This is a genomic window from Williamsia sp. Y844 (genome assembly GCF_056786475.1).
In genome coordinates, this window is the sequence record NZ_JBXCJB010000002.1 from 623149 (window position 1) to 647541 (window position 24393).

Here is a 24393-nt window from a genome sequence, read left to right on the forward strand (position 1 = left end):
GATAGCTGTGACACGGTGTTTCACTTTCACATGAAAGTGACTCTCGGTGAGGTTGCCGAATTCCATTCTCGAGACCTGTGTGGAATCGGTCAGGATCATCGAATCGCGATGGACTTTCGTCCGAAAAACTCCCCCCAGTGGATGGTACGCACCTTTGTGGGAATAATTAGCGCATATTGCGTTATATAGGTTCTGATCGCGAATCGTAAATGATTATTGGTAGATGATTCGCGAAGGATCGATAACGGGTGAGGCGCGATGAACACGAACTGAGTGTGGAGACCTCTTTGCGATGGGCCGCAGATGTCAGCGGGAAACTCCGCGTCTACCGCGGCGTCGCGGGCATCCATGCGCCGTGCAGACCGGCGGGGACCCTGATCGGAAGTTGTACCGTGCACAGAGGTCCGGCGGCGGGATCGTCGGTGGGGAAGACGTAGAACGACGACGTCATGGTCTCTCGGTCGGTGCCGATGGTGCCCCAGTAGTCGTTGGTGGCACCCGACATGAATATGGGCTCGCCGACGACCACTGTGCCCGAATCCCAAAAGGTTTGGCTGCCGGTGGTCAGATCGTCGAAAAACAGGGTGTCGATGCCGGGCCGGCCTCCGGGTAGCTGCCCGGCTGAGGCGATGGCGGTGTGCGGCCGAGTGAGTGACCGGTCGTCGACACGGGGGAACTCGACCATCGAGTCGCTGAGCGTTGTGTGGGTGACTCGGCCGCTGATGGGGTCGAGCAGCGTGCGGGTGATGTCGGCGACTCCCGGCCCGGTTGCCACGCCCAGATTCGTCGGCTCGTTCCACCGCACGTAATCGACTGCCACCTCACCGTTTTCGGTGTCGAAGGCATTGGCGAAGTGCCACACCCAGAACGGATCGGTGTCGAACCACTTCACGGGTGAGCCGTCGCGGGGCACCAGGGCGATGCGGGTGCCCCGCTCGGGAAGCCATTCCAGGGGCGATGCGCCGGTGGTGAATGATGCGATGATGTCGAACTTCAGTGGGCAGACAAAGATCACGGCGTAACGCTGGGTCAGGGCCATGTCGTGAATCATCATCGGTGTATTGACGCCGTTGATGGGAGTGGGTGGGCGCGTACAGTTTCCGTCTGGGCCGACAACGGACCACGTCAGAAAGGGTGCCTCGAACGCGTAGTTGAAGAGCAGCATCTCGCCGGTTGCCGGGTCGATCTTCGGGTGCGCGGTACTGCCGCCGAGCATTGCGCCGTCGCACGATTCGCGTCGGATGGTCGACAGGTCGGCCGGATCAAGGGAATATGGCTGTGCCGCCTCGGCCATTGCCAGCAGTCGGCCGCCGTGCTTGACGACGTTGATGTCGGGCAGATCGCGTCCGGTGTTCTCGTCCCCGTCCAGATCGTCTTCGTTGGGGAAGTACGGATCAAAGAGTCCGGACCACAGAGCGCGACCGACCTCCTCTTCCGAAACGACGGCCGGCGTCCGGACGAAACGGTTTCGGTACGACACCGATGTCCCGTCGAAGTCGATCTGATGGACCATGGCGTCGCCATCGATCGGATATGTGTAGCTGCCGATCGGATCGAATCGTGGGTTGGGACCGTTGCGTAGGTAGCTGCCGACAAGATCTGTCGGCAGGTCGCCGACCACGGTCAGCGCGGGCACATCGACTTCGCTGCGCTGCGGCGCAAAGACCCCGGACAGGTACGGGTGACCGGCCATGTCGACCACTGCTGGTCGTGGAACATGCGGAGTGGTCATCGTCAACGCCCCTATCCCACTACGGAATCGTTGGACCTACGGTGACTGAACGCCGCAGCGCTGTCCCCGTGGATAGTACCCACGGATCGGGTCGCCCGCAGCTGCGAGAGCAGACCACCTATCGGCTGCGCGCCGCGCGTGGTCACGAACGGCGATGACCAGGAAACGTGCGGAATCGGCGGATCGGTGAAACTGTGGGACGGATGAGCATGAGAACGCCGGGACTCGTCCTCGGACCGATCCTTCGCTACGTCGACACCACGCGAGCCACGGTCTGGGTGGAAACCGAGGACGAGTGCAACGCCGAGGTCCGGACGTCCACCGGCCAGATCGGCGCCGAGAACACGTGGTCCGTGCACGGTCATCACTTTGCGATCGTGCAGCTGGTCGGTCTTCCCTCCGGCAGCGTCATCGACTACACGGTGACGCTGACGCCGTCGGGCGATCCGGGATCGGAGGTGACTCCGGTGATCTGTGCCGAAGGACAGTTGAGGACGGCGGCGCACGACGACGCACTGACCGTCGCGTTCGGTTCGTGTCGTCGAGGCGATACCTACGACGACGATCGGCTCAAGGCGATCGGTGCCGATGGACTTGCCGGGTTGGCAGCTCAGGTGAAAGACCAGGACGCCGAGTTGTGGCCGCAACTGCTGCTGTTGCTCGGAGACCAGGTGTATGCCGATGACCCGTCGCCCGAGATCAAGGCACTGCTCCGTGAGCGTCGCGAAACGCGGAACGATCCCGAACTGGGTGACGAGGTCTTCGAAGAGATCTGTGACTTCGAGGAGTACACGTGGCTCTACCGGGAATCCTGGGGAGCGCCGCAGGTGACCGGGTTGATGGCAACCATTCCGAGCTGCATGATCCTCGACGACCACGACCTGCGCGACGACTGGAACTCGTCGTCGGACTGGCGGAAGGAAATGGAGCAGAAGCCCTGGTGGCACCGACGGGTGGTGGGGGCGTTCTCCTCGTACTGGATCTACCAGCATCTGGGCAACCTGTCGCCGAACGAATTGGCGAAGGACGAGCTCTACCTCGCGGTGCGGTCGGCGGGTGGTGCCGAGGAACGAGAAAAGCTGCTGTCGGACTTCGCGCTTCGGGCCGACAGCGATCCGGCGTCGGCCCGCTGGAGTTATGTCCGGGATCTGGGCAACACCCGAATCATCATGATCGACTCGCGGTGCTCACGCGACCTCACGCCGGACGGGCGAGCAATGCTCGACGAACTCGAATGGAAATGGCTCTGCGAGCAGGCATTGACCACCGACGCCCGGCATATCGTGTTCGGTACGTCGCTGCCGTATCTGATGCTGCCTGCGCTTCACCAGCTCGAACAATGGAATGAAGCTGTCGCGCAAGGTGCTTGGGGTCGCCGGTGGGCGAAGGTAGGGGAGAAGCTGCGCCTGGCACTCGATCTCGAGCATTGGGCTGCGTTCGGCAATTCCTTCGAGCAGATGGTGACTCTCGTCAGCGAACTGGTGAGCCGGCCGCAATCGCCTGCGAGCATTCTGTGGTTGTCCGGCGACGTGCACTGTTCCTACGTTGCGCAGGCGGAACTGACCGATACCCCGCCGAACAACACGATGCTGTACCAGCTGACCATGTCCCCGTTCCGCAACCCGCTCGACTTGCCGATCCGGGTGGTGAATCGGCTCGCGATCCGGCGGCCCGTGGTCAAGTTCCTACACTTCCTCGCCCGCCGGGCGGGCCTCGGCGATCATGCGATCACCTGGCAGGTCGACGCCGGACCATGGTTTGACAACGGGGTGATGGTGCTCAGGCTGAAGGGCGAGACCGCGTCGGTGCTCATCGAGCATGCGACGACGGGCCCAGGCGGTTCGCAAGATCTCGTGCAGACACACGAGATGGTCCTCACCCACTGACTGGCCGGCGACACATTCGACGGTCGGCGCATGGGGTCGAGCTCCACTGCAGAAGTTCAACCCGGTCAGAGTGAACCCTTGTGAAGAGTCAGGTCGAGCCGGAGCGTACACGGAATCGACACCGACGACATGTGAGTCGGGGTGGTGAACAGGTGTGGTCAATAAAAGATAGTTGACCACGGTTGATCGGTAGTGTTCCTACCGAACGGACCGGACGCAAAAAAGTGGGCGACCCGCGATTTCTCGCTGGTCAACCCACTTTTTTGAAGTCTAGCGATCTTAGATCGCGGTCACTCCGGTAGCCTGGGGGCCTTTAGCACCCTGGCCGATTTCGAACTCGACTCGCTGGTTCTCCTCGAGGGTGCGGAAGCCGCCGCCCTGGATCTCGGAGTAATGAACGAAGACGTCATCTGAACCGCCGTCGGGGGCGATGAAGCCGAAGCCTTTTTCGCCGTTGAACCATTTCACAGTTCCCTGTGCCATATTAAAGTACTTCTCTCTTTTTTCCTGCAGAACGCATTAACACGTCCCTGGTACATAGTGTGGCATGGATTCCCCGAAACCGGAAGTGCTACGAGCAAGTTGGGTGCGAAGGGATTTGCTGCAGGCCGTTGACCTGCGGTTATGTCGCGGCGCGCCATGAGTGGAGACTGGCACGACTGTGCAGATCTGCTGCAAAGGGGCGACGGGAGCGGGTTTCATCTACGAGATTCACGCCCTTGCAGGTCTGTTCCGGCCTGTGGTGGCCGCCACGGGAATCTGCCCGTGGCGGCCGGCGTCATTGCTTTCGGTAGCGGTATTTCTGTTGCACAGCAACGGTTCTTGGGATCTGGTCGAGATAGGCCGGTCCACCCGGTCTGGCGGACGGCTCAGATGATGGTTCCGACGTCCTCTCGGACGAGGTGGTCCATCGCGCGTTCGGCGATCGCGGCGATGGTCATCGACGGGTTGCAGGCCGCCGAGTTGCCCGGCATCAGCGCGCCGTCGAGGACGTAGAGGCCCTTCTGTCCCTGGACGCGTCCCTGGAGATCGCAGACCGCACCCATGCTCGCGCCACCGAGTGGATGCCAGGTGGACGGAAACGTCAGGTTCGTGTCGGTGGTCAGGGTCGTGGATCCGGCGATCTTCTGGACGGCGGGACCGATGTGGCCATTCTGGATGTCGGAGTCGCCGTCGATGGGCCAGTGCAGCGTCGCGTTGTCGGTTGTCGAGTCGTAGCCGAAACGTCCGCGGTCGGCGCTGACCCCGAATCCGACCATCATCGTGCTGCGGGCGTCGACACCCAGGCTCGGGATGGACGCCTGGATGATCGTGAACGCGGACTTCGGGTCGTTCCAGTTGCGACTGCCGTAGACCACGGGACCGCCCTGTGGCGTGCCGAACCCGGTCGCCGGGTTGGTCCACAGGTAGATGCGGTCGGCGTTGGTACCCCAGTTGCCGCCCAGTCCGTCAGGCATGTCTCCGATGGCACCCTTACCGGCCGCCCGCATCAGCAGGTTGGTGGTGTTCATGCTGCCCGCCGCCATCACCAGTGCGTTGGTGGTGAGGATCTTGTTCTCCAGGACGGTGCCGCTGGTGTCGGTCCGCTCGACGTATACCCGCCACCGGCCGTCGCCTGTCCTTTCGACATCGGTGACCTCGTGCAGGGTGTGGACGGTGGCGAGGCCGGTGGCCTCGGCAGCGGCGACGTACGTGACGTCGACCGAGTGCTTGCCACCGTTGTTGACACCGAGGGCGCCGGCGCCGTTGGTGTACGAAGGCTTCATCTTGCCGCGCAGCTCGTCGAGTGCGTAGTTCCAGTCGATGGGCATCGGGATCTTCGACACCGGGAAGCCGGCGCGTTTGGCGCTCTCGGCGAACATTCTGGGGGCTTGGTAGTTGGGGGTTGCGATCAGCTCATCGGGTGCGACCTGGAGCTTCAGCATCTGAGCCACGCGCGGGTAATGCACCCGGTCCATGGTCTTCCAGTCGAGCGCCTCCGGGAAGTTGGCATTGAAGACAGCCTCATCGGGCTGCAACGTCATTCCTTGGTAGACAAGGGATCCGCCGCCGACCCCGGCCGCGCACAGGGCGGTCATGTTTTGGCCGATGATCGCTTCGATCAGTCCGGTGTACGGCTCGAAGACTGCAGGCCTGCCGAACAGCTGTGGGGCGCCCTTGTGCCAGAGGATCCGCTTGTCCGGGGCCGTGGCAAGGGGAAATGTGTTGGAGTTCGGCCCGGTCGCCCACCGGCGGCCACGTTCGAGGATCGTCACCGGCACGCCGGCTTCGGTCAAACGCAGGGCGGCCACGCCACCACCGAAGCCGGAGCCGATCACTATGGCCCGGTGGTCTTCGCGAGTGACCGGTATCCGGGCGGCAGGAGTGCGCGCGATCGGTGTCGATTTGGCTTGTGCAACCGTCGAACTCGCTGCGGCCACTCCGACTGCTGCTGCTCCGGCCAAAAATGCACGGCGTTTTATTTCAGACAACATTGCCCCCCCCGGTTTGCTGTTCATCGTCGACCGAAGAAGCGCCGCGGACGCGGGTTGGTCGCCCGGTAAAGTTAGACAGTCGCACTCAGAAGTGTCAAGAGATGTTGGGTGGTTCGATCCAGGACTGCATCGCTGGTGCCAGCCACCGGGTCAGGAAGTTTCGTAGATCATCGTCCTCGGTGACATCGACGTCTTCGAAGAGAACGGTCGACAGCCCCAACCGCAGGCCCATCGCGACGATGTCGTCGATGTGTTCTTTGACCTCGGCATGTCGTTCGGCGAGCGGCGCGAGCAGTTCATGGGCAATCGGTTTTGCGCGGGAGATCATGTCGGTATCGAAGATCGGATTGCCGACTTCCGCATGGAGCAGTGCCGCGAGCGCCGGGTGGCTTCTGACCGTTGCCCGGCCGGCGACGATGAGTTCGACGATGTATCCGACCGGTGTCTCGACGGCTTCCAGGTGGCTGCGGATGTCTCCGAGGATATCGATGGTCAGCCCTGCGACGGCCTGAGAGACGAGGTCTTCTCGAGAGCCGAAGATCGAGTAGACGGTCTGGCGGGAGACGCCGGCAGCGCTGGCGACAGCGGCGATGTTGACCCCGTCGAAACCGTCGGTTGCGATCAACCCGAGTGTGGCTTCCAGGATCTTGTTCCGCGATCTCATCCCGGCATTATCAACCACATGGTCGGTGCTTTTGCATTACCGGCGCCGCTGCGAGGAGGGGTGCTGACGGACAAACGGCAGCAGGCGGGCCATATGACCCGACGGCTGCCGTCGTCTGTTTGGTTGAGTGAGTGAGCCCGCTCAGTCGTCGGTCACCACGAGCTTGACGTCGATGTTCCCGCGGGTTGCGTTGGAGTAGGGGCAGACCTGGTGCGCCTTTTCGGCGAGTGCGGTCGCGGTGTTGTGATCGAGGTTCGGGAGCGTTACCTCCAACTCGACGGCCAGGCCGAAGCCGCCGTTGTCGAGGCTTCCGATCGAGACGCGGGCGCCCACGGTGGAGTCTGTGTCGTCGGCCTTCTCCTGGCCGGCGACCAAACGCAGTGCCGAATGGAAGCAGGCGGCGTACCCGGCGGCGAAGAGCTGCTCGGGATTGGTTCCGATGCCATTGCCGCCCATCTCTTTTGGAATCGACAGATCGACGTCGACCTTGCCATCGGTGGTGCGGGCATGACCGTTCCGGCCGTCACCGGTGGCGAGTGCTTCTGCAGTGTAGAGAGCTTTCATGATGGTGCCTTTCGGAGTTGGGTGTTCACGAACCGACTGGATTGCCGGATTCGCGTAGTGCGACGGTCAGTCGTTGGACCGCTTCGCGTAGCTCTTCGACTTTGTCTACGTCCAAACCCGTTGCAGCAAAGAGCTGTTCGGGCACGCACTGGGCTTTCGATTCGAGCGCACGTCCGGCGTCGGTCAGCGTGACCTCGACCGATCGCTCGTCGGTCGGGGAGCGATCACGCCGGATGTATCCGGCTGCCTCCACCCGCTTCAGCAGTGGCGAGAGCGTGCCCGAATCCAGTTGTAGCCGTTGCCCAAGTCGGCGGACGGTGATCGACTTCTCCTCCCACAACACCAGTAAGACCAGGTATTGCGGGTAGGTCAGCCCGAATTCGTCGAGCATCGGCCGATACGCGGCGGTGGTCGCCCGCGATGCCGAATACAGGGCGAAGCAGAGTTGGCTGTCCAAACGAAGTGCGGTCACATGTCTGAACGTAGTGCACAATTCAGTTGTGCACAACCATTCTTCGCGACTTCTCAGTGACCTGCTGATTCTGCAATCAGGATCAGGATGCTGCGCGGGCGAATACGCCGGCGATGAACGCGGCTTGGCCGACGTGCTGGAGATCGTCGGCGATGACGCTGACCAGGCGGACGCCGAGGGTGACGGGCGGATCCCAGTTCCGGTCGACCACGGCGTCGAGGTCTTCTGACGTCAGGTTTTCGACAAACGCGGCGGTTCTTTCCTGGACGGCGTCGTGGTATCCGAGAAGGAGGTCGATGGTGGTCTGAACCTGTCCGACTTCGTCACTTGACTGTCCGAAGCCGATCTCGCCGACTTTGAATGGCAGTGCGAATCGCCCGTACCAATCCTGTGCAGTCCAGATCTGCTCGGAATTCGCGACTCCCGCCACGTGGTCGTCCTGCACACGGGTCAGATGCCAGATCAGCCATGCGATCGTGTTGGCGTCAGGGTCGATCCGGTAGTTGAGCGCGGCATCGGGAAGATCGGAGACGGTTGCGTGGACCTCCTCGGAAACCCGGCTGAATGCGTCGCGGATCAATTCGGCCTCATTCATGATCAAGTCCTTTCGCTGTCAGGGGACACGCCGATCCTCTCTACCTCTCTACTCCGGCGCGGTGACATCGGCGGGCGATCGCGCGACTTCGGCGGCAGGCGAAGGCTGTCCGGTTCTACGTCGGCAGGGGATCGTCTGTGTGCCAAAGGGTTTGGATGCGGTATCGAGTGGCGGCAGGTCCGGACGGAGCGATCACTGTTCCGCCGTCGCGGTTCACGGTGCTGCCGTCTCCGTGCAAACCTGCCATTACCTCTTCGGAACGACCACGCTCACCTATGTGTGACGGCGTGCCGTCACCCTGGCCAGGTCGAGTCACCTAGCCGAAGAGCCAGGCGTTCGGTTCGCACACGATCGGTACCGGCAGCCCGTCATCGTTCGTCCCGCCAACCGCCCGCGCAGCGATGGACGCCGCACGAGGTGAATAGTTCATCGATAGGTGATCGGATGTGTCGACCTCGCAGCCGTCTTGCAGCGTGATGTTGTCGACGGTCGCGCCCGGGCCGGGAGTGAGGAATGTCGACTCATACGGTGTGGTGACCTCGTCATACCTGGTACCGATCACGGTGTATTTGACGCCGGGGACGGTGTCACCGTCGGCATTGAGGGTCTTGAGGAATTCCGAGTCGTAGACCTGCTGGATTCCGGCAACACCGACCACGAGCGCAACCGGGCCGAGGACGTCGATCCCGAGGTTGTTGATGGTCCGACCCAACGTGCCGATACCGAGCAGGCTGGTCCCATGGTGGGTGGCACCGAGTGTGACAAGGCTATCGACCTTGTCCGCGCCACCGTTGAACTTGAGGTACTGCCGCGCCATCAGGCCGCCCTGTGAATGGCCGACGATGTTGACCTTTTCCGCGCCGGTCGAGGTGAGCACGCGATCGACGAAGGTGGCGAGTTGACCGGCCGACTGGCTGATATCGCCGTTGCCGTTGGCGCCGGGAACGAAGGTCCCGAGTCCACCGCCCTCCTGAATCGGCAACTTGCCGTAGTTCAACGCGTACACGCACAATCCCGCCGCCTTCAGTGCCGGGGACATGAAAGCCCAATTGTCATAGGCGTTTTCCCACGTGCCGTGGACGAGGACAACGGGCTCTTGACCGTCCTTGGGTGCGCAATTCCAGTCGTTCGCGCCGGGAGGTGCCACGTCCGGATTGAACAGTCCGTACGCGAACGCAGGCAAGAAAGAGTTACTGCTCGGACCGTTGCCAACAGGTGTCGACCACGTGCTGGTCCCGTTGAGGATGACGTCGCTCGCCGGTTGTTTGAGCCCGGACTCGATGACGTTGGCAAGATCCTGAGTCGTTGCCGCCGTTGAGGTACCGGCGCCACAGACTCCGATGGTGAGGGTCGCCGCAAGGGCGGCTGCGGTCATTCCGATCCGGGCGATTCGTGAGTTCGATGAAGTCTCCATGCTCGTTCCCCCAACTGGCCGTCGACAGTGCTTCGATCACATGCAAGGCTAGGACGAAATTTCGAACGCGCACCACAAAAAACCAAATTCAAGCGTTGGTCGCGGGGGGTCGGTCAGGTGAAAAGGCTCGATGGCCACCTTGCTCGACGTTTCGGCGTCCGGTTACTGCAAGCACGTGAAGTCAACGGTGACAACCTTATTGAACTCCCAGCGGCAGCACTACGTGTCCGTTATGTCGTGAAAGCCGGGAGGATCCGGGTATCTGGATCCCCAACTGGTCGGGGTTGGTGATGTCGGGTGGCAACGGTCGTCTGCTATTGCGGATCTCATGACATATGTTGGGGTGCAGTAGGTTTCGATCGCGTAGACGACAAAGACGTGGAGGAACTGGGCAGATGGGAGTATTTCTCCCACGGCCGCTGCGTCGGCTCGTTCGCACCCGTTTGGAGCTAAACGACTCGGAGCCCTGTACTGCCGTGGTTTACTGCAATTACGGACCCTGGATCACCGCTTCACCCAGGTGCCCACCTCAGAAGTATCGACGATCACTGCCCAGGTGTGATCGACCGGCAACGCTAAGAGGTTGTGATTGGCATGAATTACTGGATGAGTGTCGTCTTCCGTGCGATCCCGTTGGCCATGGCGGGGGTGTGTATTGGCTACGGCATCTTTATCTGGATGGACGGGGACGCGCCGGGGAACTTCGTCGCCGGCCGCGTGGTCACTTTCCTCGCTGCGATCTGCATCTGCCTCTTTTGTACCGCCGGGACGATCATCAGGCAGCTGATCGGCCGTTTCACCATCGTCGACAAGATCTTCTATCCGACGCTCGGATTCCTTGTGGCGATCGGGACGTCCGTCTACGGCATCATCCTCTTCGCCGGGGCGGAAGGGCAGGGCAAGGAGTATATCGCCGGACACGTCGTCTTCGGCCTCGGGCTGATCAGTGGATGTGTCGCGACTGTCGCGACCGCATCCACCAAATTCTCGCTCATCCCGCAGAATTCGAGTCAACCGGAGAATGACAAGCACCCGCCCGCCGCTGCGTTTGGAGGGGGGTCGGTGCTGGTGTTGTCGGTGATCCCGGTGGCGTTGGCCATCACCGCGTGGGTGTTTGCGATCATCGCCCTGTCGCAGACCGTCACCCCGGGACGGTTCACGGTCGGTCACGTCGTCTCCGGCCTGGCGATGATCTGCACGAGCCTGATCGGCTTGGTACTCAGCATCATTCGGCAGGTACAGAACACCTATCAGCCAAAGGAACGGATCGTCTGGCCGTGGCTGGTGATCGCCATGGGGTCGCTGGGTGTTGTCTGGGGAATTGTTGTCCTCGGCATGAACAGCAAGGAGTACTACCTGACGCCCGGTTTCTTGCTGATCGGGCTGGGACTCGTCTGCTTCAGCATCCTCAGCAAGGTCGCCCTGTTGGCCCTGGTGTGGCGACGGACGTTCAGCCTCGCCAACCGCGTTCCCCTCATTCCCGTCCTCACCGCCCTGTGCTGCTTGTTCCTCGCCTCCTTCGTCTTCCAAGGAGCGGTGGGCAACTCGAACCTGTTCATCGCCCCTCGTGTGCTTACCGGATTGGGTGCGATCTGCTTTTCGCTCTACTCCATCGTGAGCATCCTGGAGAGCGGCACCTCGTCCGACGACGAATAGCCCCGAACTGCTCAGAGATCGCCCTACCTGTGCCCCAGTGGGATTCGAACCCCCATCCCATTGAGGTAGAGATCCTTGACCCTCGGCGCAAGATCAACCGTCATCGGTGAACACATTCCGGACACACTGTTTGCGCATGCCGATCATGGGAGAAACAGTCGAACGAGAACGAAGACAATGATCGAGCTCATGGCTTGCCGATGGCGCAAGTGACTCTCAGCGGCAGAGAGATCCAGAAGCTCGCGGTGGACAGGGCATTTTCGTTGGCGGGAGTTACCGACGGATACCCGTTCACCGATACCCTGCGTGTGTTCAAGGTGGGTGGGCGTGTATTTCTTGTTGTCACCAAAGACCCGAGCGAGCAGATCGTCACCGTCAAGGTCGAGCCGCTGCGTGCTAGCGCTTTGATCCGCGAGCACGAGAGCATTCGGCAGGGCCGCTATTTCGACAAACGCCACTGGATCTCGGTCGGACCAGGCCCCTCGTTGACAGCACCTGTGATCGAAGACCTTGTCGAAGACTCCTACGACTTGGTTGTCGATCGCCTCCCCGCCCATCAGCGAGACCGGTTGCGCGGAAATGGCAACGGCAGACAATGAGGCACTGTCAAGTTGTTTGGGATGCAGCAGTTTCGGTTTCAGCAGTGAATCCATGGTCCGGAGTTCAGCTGCCGGGGTTAGCTCGGCGATCTGATTCCACACCTGAAATCGGGTGCACCCTCATGTCCCACGGCGTGCCCCTCGGGGCTTTGCGGTGGACAACCTTGACCCCTAATGTGCTGGTCAGTGGTGCCCCCAGTGGGATTCGAACCCACACTTGACGGATTTTAAGTCCGTTGCCTCTGCCAGTTGGGCTATAGGGGCGTGCTGTGAAGCCTGATCAGAATCTCATGGACGGCCGGGGCCCATGTGACAAGGGCTCCCCGTTGGGGCGAGTTCGGTAGGAGTGGCGCAAGTTGAGAAGGTCGATGCCGAGACCTAGGGACTTTGTACCCAGGTGGCAAAATGCGAGCTATGTCTGAACTTTCCGCGCGCCGCAGCCGCGGGCGACCACCGGGACCCGGTGTTGACCTCGACTCCCGTCGTGAAGAACTGCTCGACGCTGCCGAGTTGGAGATTGCTGGGCAAGGCTCGGACTTCGGACTGGCCGGTGTGGCAAAGCGGGCGGGATTGACCCGATCAGCGGTGTATGCGGCATTTGCCGATCGGGATGACCTGTTGACTGCGCTCACTCGCCGTCACGCAGGTCGGATCACCGCCGACATGGCCGCGGTGCTCAACGAGGTCAAGGAACCGCGGGTGCAGACCCGGGCGACGGTCGACGTGCTCGCGCGTTGGATGGAAGACAACCCGGAGTTGTCTGCCGTACTTGCCCCGAGGATGCAGGCCGGCGTAGGGGATTCGCAGGTCGCCGGATTCCTGGAGCATGTCCTCGACATCGGATTCACCCAGATCGACGGGAACCGCCGAGCGGCCGCCCCGTGGGCACGCGCCGTCATCGGCGCCATCTGGACGGCAGTGCAGTGGTGGAGTGAAACGCGCACGATGGATCGCACCGAACTCGTCGATCACGTGACGGACCTGATCTGGGAGGGCTTCTCGGGCATCGGCGGCGCGGCGGTATCGCTGCCTGACGTACATGCCCCGAAACGTGACCAAGCGGGTTCTTGACGACCTCCACATACAAAGATCACGATGTTCTTTATGAGGGCATCAGAGATCACCGGTGCGGCCAACTGGGATTCTGTCCGGTCTCGCCACCCCGAACTGGTTGACCAACTCGACCACGGCCTGCGTGAAGGAGATCCACTCGCGCAGGCGGTCATCGGTGAGATGCACGAGCTGACCGACTACGGCTGGGCGGAGATCCAGGCCATCCTCGACGATCCCGTCGTCCGGCGGGCGGATGCCCCACCGCACTTGCGTGCTTTGCTCGATACGGCTTCGGAACTGCCGCCGTGGTTCGACCCGGCGCTCGCGCACGCCGGTGCGCGCGCCTGGTGGAAGTTCGGAACCCTGCAGTCGAGCACGCTCTACCAGTCCCTGATTTACGGCTATCAGGCTCCCGGCTTTGTCCGCCCATTGGTCGCCACCGGGCAGCTGGCCGAGAACACCTACGACCGGGTGCTCAGCACCGGTCGGTGGGTCGCGCTGGCGACTGCGCCCGGGCAGATGGTGCCGGGCAACGAAGGCTGGTCGAAGACATTGCGCATCCGTCTGATTCACGCGATGGTGCGGGACCGCATCGCATCATCGGGGGAGTGGGATGAGATCAGTTGGGGCGTGCCGATCAATCAGACGTACACCGCGTTGACGATCGGTGCGGGCTTTCTCGCGCTGCCGATGACGATCGCCGGCGACTTCGGTATCCAGTATTCGGCCGCCGAGCATGAGGCGATAACGCACCTGTGGCGGTGGATCGGCCACATCATCGGCGTGGACGAGGCGCTGTTGCCCACGAATTTCGCTGCAGCCCAAGACATGTTTGCGGTCGGTGCCGAGTTTGATCTCGAACCCGACGAATGGTCGAAGACCTTGACCCGGGCTTTGCTGCGCGAGGGATATCGCCTCGATCTCCCGTTTGTTCCTGGGATGGTCACTACGATGATGACCGTGATGCTGCGGCCCATGTTGTCGATGTCGTTCTCGTCCATCTCGACTCGGTGGGTGGATAAGCCAGTGGCCGGCAAGATGGGATTGCGGCGCACGCCGCTACATCATCTTGTCGAGCTGGTCCGTCCTGCCGTCCGCCTACGCGAAGTCATCCGGGTGATCGGATTCCTGGGCAATGAAGAGCAGGTGGTGAATCGCGAGATGCGCACTGTCATGCGAAGTCTGGGTATGAGCGCCGACGAGATTCGGATGATCGGATCAGCGGCCTGAGCCGTCCGCTGGAATCGCAGACCTGGCTCGACGTGATGGGTATGCAACGCGGCAGCGAGTTCTGCCAGATGGTTTGCAAGGCTAGAAACCATTGACCTCTTTAAGATAGGGCTGTTAACTTAACGACGATCACTTGAGAATCCCCGAAAGGATGTCCCGGTGTTGTCGTCACTCGCTCGCGGCGTTATTGGCGCCCCGAAACGTGTCCTGGGTGGCGCGCTGCTCATCTTGATCATCTGCGGGGTCCTCGGATCGTCCGTTGCCGGGGAACTCGCGGCCGGTGGATTTCAGGATCCGAGTTCGGAATCCGCCAAGGCGATTTCGGTACTGGAGGAGGAGTTCGGCCGCGGCGGACTGCAGATGGTGGTACGTCTACACGACTCTGACACCACGAACATCGCGGACAGTGAGGACGCGAGGGCAGCAGCCGCCGCGATCATCGCCGAGATGGAGGAAATGGACTTCGTTCAGCGCCCGATCATTTCGGCCTGGACGAACCCGGAGGCGGCCACGGCACTGATTTCAGCCGACCGGACCTCGGGACTCATCGTCAGCACGGTGTCCGGTGGCGACCGCGATGCTGCGGCCAACGGGCAGAAGATCGACGACCGATTCGCCGGCACCGCGTTCGCCGAACAGTTCCCGGGTATCGACGTACTCGTCGGTGGTCAGGCGCTGGTGTATTCGCAGGTCAACGAGCAGACCAGTCGCGACCTGTTCATTGCTGAAGCCGTGGCGATCCCGATCAGCTTCGTCCTGCTCATCTGGGTGTTCGGTGGACTCGTCGCGGCGGTATTGCCCTTGGCCATCGGCCTTTTCGCGATCATCGGAACGACCTCGGTACTCCGCGGGTTCACGCTGTTCGCCGATGTGTCGGTCTTTGCGCTCAACCTCACCACCGCGCTGGGACTGGCGCTGGCCATCGACTACACCTTGCTGATCATCAATCGGTATCGCGAAGAAGTGCATGCCGGCCGCGAACGCGATGAGGCGTTGGCGATCACGGTGAAGACGGCCGGGCGTACCGTGCTGTTCTCAGCGGTGACCGTTGCCCTGTCATTGGCCGCGATGGGCATCTTCCCGATGTACTTCCTGAGATCGTTCGCCTATGCGGGTCTGGCCGTTGTCGCTCTTGCGGCTGCAGCCGCACTCATCGTGGCACCGGCGCTGATTGCGTTGCTTGGCGACCGAATTGACTCTCTCGATGTGCGTAAACCGATCCGCCGAATGCTCCGCAGGCCCGAGCCCCGGGTTCTCGAACCCGAGGAATCGATGTGGTATCGCAGTACACAATTCGTGCTGCGCCATGCGATTCCGGTGGGGCTGGCGGTGGTCGCGCTGCTGTTGGTCCTGGGTGCACCGTTCCTCGGTATCAAGTTCGGATACCCCGACGATCGGGTGCTGCCGAGCTCGGCATCGTCCCGGATGCTGGGCGATGAACTCCGAAACGACTACTCGCAGAATGCATCTGCAGCGGTGAACATCGTCATCCCGGATGCAGCCCAGATGGGTGATGAAGAAGTGGCCGACTACGGCCAAGAGCTCTCCCGGGTTACTGATGTCACCGCGGTGCTCACCCCGGTCGGCACGTTTGTCGACGGGCAACGTGCGGGTCCAGGGAACACGGATATGGCGGCCGGAGATGATGCTTTTGTCACCGTCTCGTCGACGGTCGATCCGTTCTCGACCCAGGGAGCCGATCAGCTCGACGCACTGAGAGCGGTGCCGACGCCCGAGGGGATTGACCCGCTGTTCAGCGGACTGGCCCAGTCGAACCGCGACAACGTCGACAGCATCATCGATCACCTGCCAGAAGTGTTCGCCGTCATCGTCGTCACCACGTTTGTGCTGCTGTTCATGCTGACCGGATCAGTGCTTCTCCCGCTGAAGGCGTTGGTGCTCAACGTGTTCTCGCTGACCGCCACATTCGGTGCCATGGTCTGGATCTTCCAGGAGGGCAATCTCGGCGGCCTGGGAACCACCACCACCGGAACCCTGATCGCCAACATGCCGGTGTTGATGTTCTGCATCGCCTTCGGGTTGTCGATGGACTACGAGGTCTTCCTGCTGTCGCGGATACGGGAGGAATGGCTCAAGTCGGGCAAAACGCGGGCCGACAGCGATCGTGCAGTTGCGCTCGGAATCGCCCGCACCGGCCGCGTGGTGACGGCCGCGGCATTGCTGATGGCCGTGGTCTTCGCCGGCATCGCGTTCTCGCAGGTCTCGTTCATGCGGATGTTCGGTGTCGGGCTGGCCTTGGCGGTGCTGATGGATGCCACGTTGATCCGGATGTTCTTGGTTCCTGCCTTCATGAAGGTCGCCGGTCGGGCAAACTGGTGGGCGCCTGCACCCCTACGCAAGTTCCATGACCGATTCGGTCTGAGTGAGGAAGGTGGCCATGACAACCGAGCGACTTCGGAGGCAGAGGTCTCCGCGCGGCTCGGGGGAACAGTTGCGAGCGGAGATTCTCGCAGCGGCAACTGACCTGCTGTTGGAGACCGGTGATGAATCGGCGGTATCCATCAGGGCGGTGTCCAATCGGGTGGGGGTCTCACCGCCGTCGATCTACATCCACTTCGCAGATAAAGACGCGTTGATCAGCGAGGTGGTGGCGCACTACTTCACCAGGCTCGACGAGGTCATGCGCCTGGCCGGTGCCCACTACGAGGACAGCTGGCAGGCCGCGCACGCGCAGGGGCTGGCGTACGTGCGCTTTGCGGTGGAGAACGCCGAGCTCTACCGCGTCGCAACGATGAAGCAGTGTCCCGAGGGAACCGATACGGACACCGTGCTGGGCGACTCGGCATTTGTGCACTTCTCCGAGACCGTCGAGCGGTTGATGGACGAAGGGATCATCGACAAAGGTGATCCGACACCGGTGGTGCTCGAATTCTGGACCGCCGCACACGGTGTCGCCGCGTTGATGATCGCCAAGCCGTATCTGTTCGTCGACGACAACTTCGACCTGGCCGAGCGGGTACTGACCGCGGTGTCCCTCGGGCGCGTCACCAAGGACCTGATCGGTGACGACGTCGGACCGGAGGCAATCCGAAAATTCGTTACCGAACAACGCGCGATGAGGACCGACAGATGACAACCACATACTGCTGCTGGACGTCAGCGTGGCGGCCGTGATCACGGCCGGTCCCGCACCGAGTGTCTGCGCGCCGTGACCGTGCGCGCCTTCGAGATGCTCCGGCCGTGGTTTCTCGGTTATGCGCTGGTCGGCGTCGTCGTGAGCGGTATCGTCCCCATCCTGCTTCCGCTCAGTGCCGACCCCCACGGGCCTTTTGTGGTCGGACTCGTCGTCGCCTCGTTCTATCTGGGAATGCTGACCGCCCCGATCTCGGGGTCCGTCGCCGACCGGACGAACACCGAGCGCGTGGTTTTCCTCGCGAGCTTCCCGCTGATGGCGATCAGCGCCATCACATTCGGTCTCGTCGACAACGTCGCGGTGTGGTCGGTGTGCATGCTGGTCGCCGGGGGTGCCGCCGGCGCTGCGCAGACCATGGCAAGCGTGTTCATCGTCGAAGGCCGTCCGAGATCGGAGTGGAACGATCGAATCGGTTGGATGCGTCTGGCTTTCGGCTCGGGTCAAGTTCTCGGACTCGGAGTCGCCACTTGGTTCACCCATCGCATCGACACCGGCTGGATCGTGACCGGTGCGGTCGTCTTGGCCGGAACCGCGCTCGGGGCCCTGCGCCTGCCGCATATTGCGCCGCACCCACCCGATACCGCCGATACCGCCGATACCGCCGCTGCCGCCGCTGCCGACGGTGCCCGGGCGAAAGGAAAAGTAGCCGAAGTCGCAGCGATTCTCAGAAGCCGATTCGGGATCTTCCTCGGGTGCTGGCTCTTCGCCATGATCGGCCTGATGACGTTCTACAACGTCGTCCCGTTGGTGCTGCGCGATGCCTTCGGGATCGAACCGTCCACGACGTCAGCGGTGTTCATGGCCGGCTCGGCGATCGGGGCGGTTCTCTATCCGGTGTCTGGAAAGCTCGCCGATTGGTGGGGGCCGGGGATGGTCTTGGCCATCGGAATCGCGGTCACCCTCATCGTATTCGTCGTCATGTCGGTCGCGGCTCTGACCAAGCCTTCGTTCGGTGCCATCGTCGGCGGCGTGGGCCTGGTGATCATCGCCAGCGCGTACCCACTTCAGTACATCGGGGCGACCATCCTCGCCGCGGACCTGACGATCGAGAGCGAGGGATCGGCAATGGGTCTGTTCAACGCCGGTGTCGCTGCCGGCGCGATCGTCGGCGCACTGATTCCATCGCTCTTGGCAAACGCACTCGGATATGACTCCCTGTTGGTGTTCTCGACGGGAGCATTGGTGGTGGCGGTTGCCTTCGGACTTCTCCTCTACCGGCGCTCCGAACCGAAAGACAGGTCGCGCCGGACCCGCGTTGCCGAATGACGATCAATCCCGGGTGAACGTGTTCTAGTTTCGCTAGTGTCGCGGCATGGGAGTTCTGGACGGCAAAGTGGCATTGATCACCGGTGGCGGCAAGGGCGTGGGGCTGGGTATCGCGTCAGCTCTTAGTAAGGAAGGTGCCGACATCTTCATCTGCGGGCGGCATCGGCGGCCGTTGGCCGAGGCGACCGAAAAGCTCGCAGGCAATGGTGTGCGCGCGGAGTACCTGGTCGGGAATGTCAGCGAAGCGGCCGACTGCGCCGCGATCGTCGAAGCCTGTGCCGATCGGCTCGGCGGTGTCGACATCCTGGTCAACAACGCCAACGACGCGATGCCGATCCCATTGCTCGATGTGACAGATGAGGACTTCACCCGCTTCTTTCAGACCGGCCCGCTGGCCGTGCTGCGACTGATGAAGGCATGCCATCCGCTGATGACAGCGCGGGGCGGAGGATCGGTGATCAATCTCGTGACCTCGGCGGCCGTGCGCTGGGATATGGCGACGTACGGTCCGTATGCCGCGGTGAAGGAAGCGACGCGGTCGCTGACCCGTGCGGCCGGGTGTGAATGGGGCAAGGACAACATCCGCGTCAATGCGATTGCGCCGCATGCGATGACACCGTCGCTGCAGTGGTGGACGGAAACGTATCCCGAAGAGGCCGACGCGTTTGTGAAGAGCATTCCGCTTGGACGGATCGGCGATGCCGAGGCCGACATCGGCCGGATCGCGGTGTTCCTCGCCAGTCAAGATGCGCGTTACCTCAGCGGGGTCACGATCCCGGCCGATGGTGGACACAGTCGTTGGGGCTGAACGCCTGACATTTACCGGTCGGTCAGACACGCACCCCGTTTGAGAAGACAGCTGCCTGCGCGCAAGTTCAAGAGAAGGTAAAGTCGGAACTCGAACGTCACTTTGCTCGTTGAGTGGACATCAGCTTTGCAATGAGAAGGGACCATAACGGTGCGTGAAAGCAGCAATCCGGTGATGCGCGGAGTCGTGCGCAGCAACCAAGGCCCAGGCGGATATGCCGGCTTTGGCGCTGGTGCGCCCGGCGCCGGCCAGGCCGCAACTTGGAATCAGCAAGGGGGAGCGCCATCGGCCGACCCGTATGCGCGGCCGGGACAGCAGGTCGGTGCCCGGAACCTGACCATCGACGATGTGGTGACCAAGACGGCCGCCACGTTGGGCGTGCTGATCCTGTCGGCCGCCCTCTCGTATTTCTTCACCAGCCAGAACGAAGCCCTCGCGACACCGCTGATGCTGGTCGGCGCGCTGGGTGGCCTGGCGCTGGTGCTCGTCGCGACCTTTGGGCGCAAGCAGGACAACCCGGCCATCGTGCTCGCCTATGCGGTGCTCGAAGGCCTGTTCGTCGGCACGATCTCGTACGTCTTCGCCAATTGGGTCGTCGCTGACGATGTGAGCGCGGGCGCACTGATCGGACAAGCCGTACTCGGTACATTCGGTGTGTTCGCCGGCATGCTCATCGTCTACAAGACGGGTGCCATCCGCGTCACCCCGCGTTTCACCCGCATGATCTTCGCCGGCCTCGTCGGTGTGCTGGTGCTGATCCTGGGCAACCTGATCATCGGATTCTTCAACGGTGGTTCGGGCCTGGGCCTGCGTGACGGCGGACCGATCGCCATCATCTTCTCGCTCGTCTGCATCGCGCTCGCAGCGTTCAGCTTCCTGATCGACTTCGACGCCGCCGATCAGCTGATCCGTTCGGGTGCTCCATCGAAGGCCGCCTGGGGCATCGCACTGGGTCTGACCGTCACCCTGGTCTGGCTGTACGTCGAGATCCTGCGACTGCTGAGTTACTTCAACTCGGATTAGTTTTTCGAACAAGTCTGTTCCAACAAGCGAAGCCCGCGACCGAATCCGGTCGCGGGCTTTGCTTTGCCTTCAGGGGTGGTCGGAGCGGCTCAGCTGAGGCGCTCGAGCACCATCGCCATGCCTTGTCCGCCGCCGACACACATGGTCTCGACGCCGAAGCTCTTGTCGTAGGTCTTGAGGTTGTTGATCAGCGTGGTGGTGATCCGGGCACCGGTCATACCGAACGGGTGGCCCAGCGCGATCGCGCCGCCGGAGACGTTGAGCTTGTCGTGATCGATGCCGAGTTCCTTGGCTGATCCCAGGACCTGCACCGCGAAGGCTTCATTGATCTCGAACAGGTCGATGTCGCCGATGCCCATACCGGCGAAGCGCAGTGCCTTGCGGACAGCTTCGATCGGGCCCAGGCCCATGATCTCGGGGGACAGGCCGGTGGCCGCGGTCGCGACGATCCGGGCCAACGGCGTCAGTCCGAGAGCCTTGGCCTTGGTGTCACTCATGATGACCAGTGCGGCGGCGCCGTCGTTGAGGGGGCAGGCGTTGCCTGCGGTGACGGTGCCGTCAGGGCGGAAGACCGGCTTGAGCTGGCTGATCTTCTCGTAAGTCGTACCCGCACGAGGGCCGTCGTCGGTGGTGACGAGTGTGCCGTCGGCCAGGGTGATCGGGTCGATCTCGCGGGCGAAGAACCCGGAGTTGATGGCTTCTTCGGCGCGGTTCTGGCTGCGCACACCCCAATGGTCTTGATCCTCGCGAGAAATGCCGGTGAACGAGGCGACATTTTCAGCGGTCTCACCCATGGGGATGTAGATGTCGGGGAGAAGGCCCTGGGAGCGAGGATCGCTCCAAGCCGGCCCACCGCCCTGCGCTGCCTTGGCGGTGCGCTCCATCGCCACGGCGAACTCGGGGTTCTTGGTGTCAGGCCAGCCATCGGCGTTGCCCGTGCCGAAGCTCGAGACGCTCTCGACGCCGCCGGAGATGAAGACATCGCCTTCGCCTGCACGGATCGCGTGCAGGGCCATGCGGGTGGTCTGCAAGGACGAGGAGCAGTAGCGGTTGACGGTGACGCCGGGGACGTGGTCCATTCCGGCCAGGACGGCCACGACGCGGGCCATGTTGAAGCCGGCTTTGCCCGCAGGTTGTCCGGATCCCAGGTGCAGGTCGTCGATGTCGGCGCGGTCGAGTTCGGGGACCTTGTTCAGGACGGTTTCGACCATCTGGCGGGCCAGTTCGTCGGGGCGGACGTCTTTGAGTGAACCTTTGACGGCCCGGCCGATCGGTGAACGGGCGGTGGCGACGATAACTGCTTCTGGCATGAGAACTCCCTATGATGCATGTGTTTCGCAGGTCAGTGTGATGCTGATCAAGTGCTGACGTTACGCGTGGTCAACCAGACCATCGCTGGGCGGTCCGGTGCATCACAGCGCGGGCGCGGGTCGACCATTTGATGTCTTCCGCGACGGCCGACACAGCGGGTGGATCGGGCAACGGGCCGGTGCCCCATTCGCCCAATCGGGCCAGGACCTCAGGCAACAGGATATTGGCGGCAAGTTCGTAGCCGGCCGCAGACGGGTGATAGTTGTCGGCCGAGAGCATTCGTTCCGGTGCCGCCAGGAACTCACGGACCAACAGGTCTGCCAACGGCACTGCGGTGCCACCGGCGGAGCGGGTCTCCGCCGCCTGAGCTGCCGCCAGTCGCAGACCCCACTGCCGGATGACCATCCGCAGCGGCTGCGGGATGGCGGCGACAACGCCGAGGTCCGGGCAGGTACCGACCACCACACGAGCCCCGGAATCCTCCAACCGCCGGACGGCAGCGCCCAGTCGCTTGGCCGACGCGCGGATCCCGCTGGAACTCGTCACGTCGTTGGCGCCGATGAAGATGATCGCGACGTCGGGTGGGGGACCGGCGATCAGCATCGCGTCCACCTGACCGGTCAGGCTTCGAGACGTCGCACCGACGATCGCCTTGGTACTCAAGCGGATTCGGTGGCCGGTCTCGTTCGCCAGTTTCCGGGTGAGCTGCACGCCGGGTGTTTCGTCGGCGGTCTCGGCGCCCAGACCGGCAGCGGTGGAGTCACCGAACACCATCAGATGCAGATCGAAGTCGTCGCCGCGGCGATACCGGACCGGCCCGAGGTCGTCCGGCCCGTAGATCCCGTCGCCGTCGGGCGGGTTGTCGGTGCGATGGGGGATGACGGTGCGGGCGTGCGCGGCCTGTCCGTTGAGGAAGGTGATTGCCCACCATCCGGCACCTGCTGTACCTGCGGTGGCGACGGTGGCAGCAGCGAGATCACGGGCCACTCGGCGCCTGGATGCGGACACAGCTCCAACATAATCGAAGCGGTCTGGGACGATAGAGACATGCGCATCGCAAGTCACGTCACCGACCTCATCGGCAACACCCCGCTAGTCCAGCTCAACTCGGTTGTCCCGGCAGGGTCGGGCCTGGTGGCGGCGAAGGTGGAATACCTCAATCCCGGCGGTAGCTCCAAGGACCGCATCGCCATCAAGATGATCGATGCGGCCGAGGCATCCGGCGAACTCAAGCCCGGCGGCACGATCGTCGAACCGACATCGGGTAACACCGGCATCGGTCTGGCACTGGTCGCCCAGCAGCGCGGTTACAAGTGTGTTTTTGTGGTCCCCGACAAGGTCGGCGAGGACAAGCGGAACGTCCTGAAGGCCTACGGCGCCGAGGTTGTGGTGTGCCCCACGGCAGTGGCACCGGAGCATCCCGACAGCTATTACAACGTCTCTGATCGGTTGACCCGCGAGATCGAGGGCGCCTGGAAGCCCAACCAGTACGCGAACCCGGCCGGCCCCGAGTCCCACTACGAGACCACCGGACCCGAGATCTGGAACGACACCGACGGCAAGATCACCCACTTCGTCGCGGGTGTCGGCACCGGCGGCACCATCACCGGCACCGGCCGCTACCTCAAGGAGGTCTCAGGCGGCAAGGTGAAGGTCGTGGGCGCCGATCCAGAGGGTTCGGTGTACTCCGGCGGCACCGGGCGCCCCTACCTGGTCGAAGGTGTGGGCGAAGACTTCTGGCCCAGCGCGTACGACCCGTCCATCCCGGACGAGATCATCGCGGTCTCGGATGCCGATTCGTTCGAGATGACCCGCCGCCTGGCCCGAGAAGAGGGTCTGCTGGTCGGTGGCTCTTGCGGTATGGCCGTCGTGGCGGCACTGAGAGTGGCCGAGCGTGAGGGCCCGGACGCGTTGGTTGTCGTGCTGCTGCCCGACGGTGGCCGCGGCTACATGGGCAAGATCTTCAACGACAAGTGGATGAGCAGCTACGGATTCCTGCGCACCCCGCTCGACGGCAAGGGCCAGTCCGAGCCGCTGGTCGGCGACGTACTGCGCGGCAAGTCGGGCGCGCTGCCCGATCTGGTGCACACCCATCCGCAGGAAACCCTGCGCGATGCGATCGAGATCCTGCGTGAGTACGAGGTGTCGCAGATGCCCGTGGTCGGCGCCGAGCCGCCCATCATGGCCGGTGAGGTCGCCGGTGCCGTGAGCGAACGTGAACTGCTCAGCGCGGTGTTCGAGGGCCGGGCCAGCCTGGCCGACCCGGTCAGTGCGCACATGGGAAAGCCCTTCCCGTTGATCGGCTCCGGCGAGCCGGTATCGACGGCGACCAAGGCACTCGGCGACACCGACGCGCTGATGGTGGTCGAGGACGGCAAACCGATCGGCGTCATCACCCGCCACGATCTGCTGGCATTTGTCAGCGCGGTCGGTGCACCGGCCATCGGCTGACCGTCAGGGCGATCGGGGCGACGATTTTCGGGGCACTAGGC

21 protein-coding genes and 1 tRNA gene are annotated in these 24393 nt (G+C 62.8%); 11 read left to right on the forward strand and 11 right to left on the reverse strand.

All coding sequences use genetic code 11. The annotated features are described in order from the left end of the window. Window positions 1-325 precede the first annotated feature (325 nt). A complete protein-coding gene (locus tag AC1TQG_RS15215; protein WP_482138192.1) occupies window positions 326-1732 on the reverse strand; it encodes a carotenoid oxygenase family protein in 1407 nt (468 codons plus the stop codon). A gap of 203 nt (window positions 1733-1935) precedes the next feature. On the opposite strand from AC1TQG_RS15215, the gene AC1TQG_RS15220 reads away from it, so the two are divergent. After that, window positions 1936-3618 carry a DUF7800 domain-containing protein gene (locus tag AC1TQG_RS15220; RefSeq protein ID WP_482138193.1) on the forward strand — a complete coding sequence of 561 codons (1683 nt, stop codon included), beginning with the start codon at window positions 1936-1938 and terminating at the stop codon, window positions 3616-3618. Window positions 3619-3897: 279 nt separating this feature from the next. Here AC1TQG_RS15220 and AC1TQG_RS15225 read toward each other — a convergent pair whose 3' ends face one another. From AC1TQG_RS15225 to AC1TQG_RS15255, 7 genes are all read right to left on the reverse strand, one after another. Further along, entirely contained in the window at window positions 3898-4101 is a 204-nt protein-coding gene (locus tag AC1TQG_RS15225; RefSeq protein ID WP_020108824.1) for a cold-shock protein, read from the reverse strand. A gap of 386 nt (window positions 4102-4487) precedes the next feature. After that, a complete protein-coding gene (locus AC1TQG_RS15230) occupies window positions 4488-6089 on the reverse strand; it encodes a GMC oxidoreductase (protein WP_482138771.1) in 1602 nt (533 codons plus the stop codon). Between the two features lie 97 nt (window positions 6090-6186). Continuing rightward, a complete protein-coding gene (locus AC1TQG_RS15235; protein ID WP_482138195.1) occupies window positions 6187-6756 on the reverse strand; it encodes a TetR/AcrR family transcriptional regulator in 570 nt (189 codons plus the stop codon). A 141-nt stretch (window positions 6757-6897) separates the two neighbouring features. Beyond that, complete coding sequence (locus AC1TQG_RS15240) at window positions 6898-7320, reverse strand: organic hydroperoxide resistance protein (protein ID WP_482138196.1); 423 nt, start codon at window positions 7318-7320, stop codon at window positions 6898-6900. 25 nt (window positions 7321-7345) lie between these two features. Beyond that, a complete protein-coding gene (locus tag AC1TQG_RS15245; RefSeq protein ID WP_482138198.1) occupies window positions 7346-7792 on the reverse strand; it encodes a MarR family winged helix-turn-helix transcriptional regulator in 447 nt (148 codons plus the stop codon). An 82-nt stretch (window positions 7793-7874) separates the two neighbouring features. Beyond that, the gene (locus tag AC1TQG_RS15250) at window positions 7875-8387 is read right to left on the reverse strand and encodes a mycothiol transferase (RefSeq protein ID WP_482138200.1); all 513 of its coding nucleotides are present in this window, start codon (window positions 8385-8387) and stop codon (window positions 7875-7877) included. A gap of 316 nt (window positions 8388-8703) precedes the next feature. Further along, the gene (locus tag AC1TQG_RS15255) at window positions 8704-9801 is read right to left on the reverse strand and encodes an esterase/lipase family protein (RefSeq protein ID WP_482138202.1); all 1098 of its coding nucleotides are present in this window, start codon (window positions 9799-9801) and stop codon (window positions 8704-8706) included. Window positions 9802-10395: 594 nt separating this feature from the next. On the opposite strand from AC1TQG_RS15255, the gene AC1TQG_RS15260 reads away from it, so the two are divergent. Both AC1TQG_RS15260 and AC1TQG_RS15265 read left to right on the forward strand, forming a co-directional pair. Continuing rightward, window positions 10396-11457 (forward strand): DUF2776 family protein, encoded by a 1062-nt coding sequence (locus tag AC1TQG_RS15260; RefSeq protein WP_482138203.1) that lies wholly within the window; start codon window positions 10396-10398, stop codon window positions 11455-11457. A 200-nt stretch (window positions 11458-11657) separates the two neighbouring features. Further along, window positions 11658-12056, forward strand: coding sequence for an MmcQ/YjbR family DNA-binding protein (locus tag AC1TQG_RS15265; protein ID WP_482138205.1), 399 nt, complete (start codon window positions 11658-11660; stop codon window positions 12054-12056). Window positions 12057-12243: 187 nt separating this feature from the next. Here the strand turns inward: AC1TQG_RS15265 and AC1TQG_RS15270 are convergent. Continuing rightward, a tRNA-Leu gene (locus AC1TQG_RS15270) sits at window positions 12244-12320 on the reverse strand. 150 nt (window positions 12321-12470) lie between these two features. On the opposite strand from AC1TQG_RS15270, the gene AC1TQG_RS15275 reads away from it, so the two are divergent. From AC1TQG_RS15275 to AC1TQG_RS15305, 7 genes are all read left to right on the forward strand, one after another. Continuing rightward, on the forward strand, window positions 12471-13127 hold the full coding sequence (locus AC1TQG_RS15275) for a TetR/AcrR family transcriptional regulator (RefSeq protein WP_482138206.1): 657 nt from the start codon (window positions 12471-12473) through the stop codon (window positions 13125-13127). A 33-nt stretch (window positions 13128-13160) separates the two neighbouring features. After that, entirely contained in the window at window positions 13161-14339 is a 1179-nt protein-coding gene (locus AC1TQG_RS15280) for an oxygenase MpaB family protein (RefSeq protein WP_482138208.1), read from the forward strand. 159 nt (window positions 14340-14498) lie between these two features. After that, window positions 14499-16823, forward strand: coding sequence for an MMPL family transporter (locus AC1TQG_RS15285; RefSeq protein ID WP_482138210.1), 2325 nt, complete (start codon window positions 14499-14501; stop codon window positions 16821-16823). Beyond that, window positions 16738-17433, forward strand: a complete 696-nt coding sequence (locus AC1TQG_RS15290; RefSeq protein ID WP_482138211.1) for a TetR/AcrR family transcriptional regulator — start codon at window positions 16738-16740, stop codon at window positions 17431-17433. Before AC1TQG_RS15285 ends, AC1TQG_RS15290 begins: the two co-directional genes overlap by 86 nt. A gap of 75 nt (window positions 17434-17508) precedes the next feature. Then, window positions 17509-18759, forward strand: coding sequence for an MFS transporter (locus AC1TQG_RS15295; protein ID WP_482138213.1), 1251 nt, complete (start codon window positions 17509-17511; stop codon window positions 18757-18759). A gap of 46 nt (window positions 18760-18805) precedes the next feature. Beyond that, window positions 18806-19567: an SDR family NAD(P)-dependent oxidoreductase gene (locus tag AC1TQG_RS15300; protein WP_482138215.1), complete on the forward strand. Its 762-nt coding sequence runs from the start codon at window positions 18806-18808 to the stop codon at window positions 19565-19567. Window positions 19568-19717: 150 nt separating this feature from the next. Then, a complete protein-coding gene (locus AC1TQG_RS15305) occupies window positions 19718-20590 on the forward strand; it encodes a Bax inhibitor-1/YccA family protein (protein ID WP_482138217.1) in 873 nt (290 codons plus the stop codon). Window positions 20591-20679: 89 nt separating this feature from the next. Here AC1TQG_RS15305 and AC1TQG_RS15310 read toward each other — a convergent pair whose 3' ends face one another. Both AC1TQG_RS15310 and AC1TQG_RS15315 read right to left on the reverse strand, forming a co-directional pair. Continuing rightward, window positions 20680-21900 carry an acetyl-CoA C-acetyltransferase gene (locus AC1TQG_RS15310; RefSeq protein ID WP_482138219.1) on the reverse strand — a complete coding sequence of 407 codons (1221 nt, stop codon included), beginning with the start codon at window positions 21898-21900 and terminating at the stop codon, window positions 20680-20682. A gap of 70 nt (window positions 21901-21970) precedes the next feature. Beyond that, the gene (locus AC1TQG_RS15315; protein ID WP_482138221.1) at window positions 21971-22909 is read right to left on the reverse strand and encodes an SGNH/GDSL hydrolase family protein; all 939 of its coding nucleotides are present in this window, start codon (window positions 22907-22909) and stop codon (window positions 21971-21973) included. A 39-nt stretch (window positions 22910-22948) separates the two neighbouring features. Here AC1TQG_RS15315 and AC1TQG_RS15320 point away from each other — a divergent pair, with 39 nt between their 5' ends. Further along, window positions 22949-24352: a cystathionine beta-synthase gene (locus AC1TQG_RS15320; protein WP_482138223.1), complete on the forward strand. Its 1404-nt coding sequence runs from the start codon at window positions 22949-22951 to the stop codon at window positions 24350-24352. The last annotated feature ends 41 nt before the right edge of the window (window positions 24353-24393 follow it).

Bases quoted from the DNA above. Each gene is read 5' to 3' on its own strand.
- AC1TQG_RS15310 (WP_482138219.1), bottom strand. From the start codon at position 21,900: ATGCCAGAAGCAGTTATCGTCGCCACCGCCCGTTCACCGATCGGCCGG.
- AC1TQG_RS15275 (WP_482138206.1), top strand. From the start codon at position 12,471: ATGTCTGAACTTTCCGCGCGCCGCAGCCGCGGGCGACCACCGGGACCC.
- AC1TQG_RS15220 (WP_482138193.1), top strand. From the start codon at position 1,936: ATGAGCATGAGAACGCCGGGACTCGTCCTCGGACCGATCCTTCGCTAC.
- AC1TQG_RS15300 (WP_482138215.1), top strand. From the start codon at position 18,806: ATGGGAGTTCTGGACGGCAAAGTGGCATTGATCACCGGTGGCGGCAAG.
- AC1TQG_RS15215 (WP_482138192.1), bottom strand. From the start codon at position 1,732: ATGACCACTCCGCATGTTCCACGACCAGCAGTGGTCGACATGGCCGGT.
- AC1TQG_RS15235 (WP_482138195.1), bottom strand. From the start codon at position 6,756: ATGAGATCGCGGAACAAGATCCTGGAAGCCACACTCGGGTTGATCGCA.
- AC1TQG_RS15255 (WP_482138202.1), bottom strand. From the start codon at position 9,801: ATGGAGACTTCATCGAACTCACGAATCGCCCGGATCGGAATGACCGCA.
- AC1TQG_RS15260 (WP_482138203.1), top strand. From the start codon at position 10,396: ATGAATTACTGGATGAGTGTCGTCTTCCGTGCGATCCCGTTGGCCATG.
- AC1TQG_RS15250 (WP_482138200.1), bottom strand. From the start codon at position 8,387: ATGAATGAGGCCGAATTGATCCGCGACGCATTCAGCCGGGTTTCCGAG.
- AC1TQG_RS15265 (WP_482138205.1), top strand. From the start codon at position 11,658: ATGGCGCAAGTGACTCTCAGCGGCAGAGAGATCCAGAAGCTCGCGGTG.
- AC1TQG_RS15240 (WP_482138196.1), bottom strand. From the start codon at position 7,320: ATGAAAGCTCTCTACACTGCAGAAGCACTCGCCACCGGTGACGGCCGG.
- AC1TQG_RS15290 (WP_482138211.1), top strand. From the start codon at position 16,738: ATGACAACCGAGCGACTTCGGAGGCAGAGGTCTCCGCGCGGCTCGGGG.
- AC1TQG_RS15280 (WP_482138208.1), top strand. From the start codon at position 13,161: ATGAGGGCATCAGAGATCACCGGTGCGGCCAACTGGGATTCTGTCCGG.
- AC1TQG_RS15225 (WP_020108824.1), bottom strand. From the start codon at position 4,101: ATGGCACAGGGAACTGTGAAATGGTTCAACGGCGAAAAAGGCTTCGGC.
- AC1TQG_RS15320 (WP_482138223.1), top strand. From the start codon at position 22,949: ATGCGCATCGCAAGTCACGTCACCGACCTCATCGGCAACACCCCGCTA.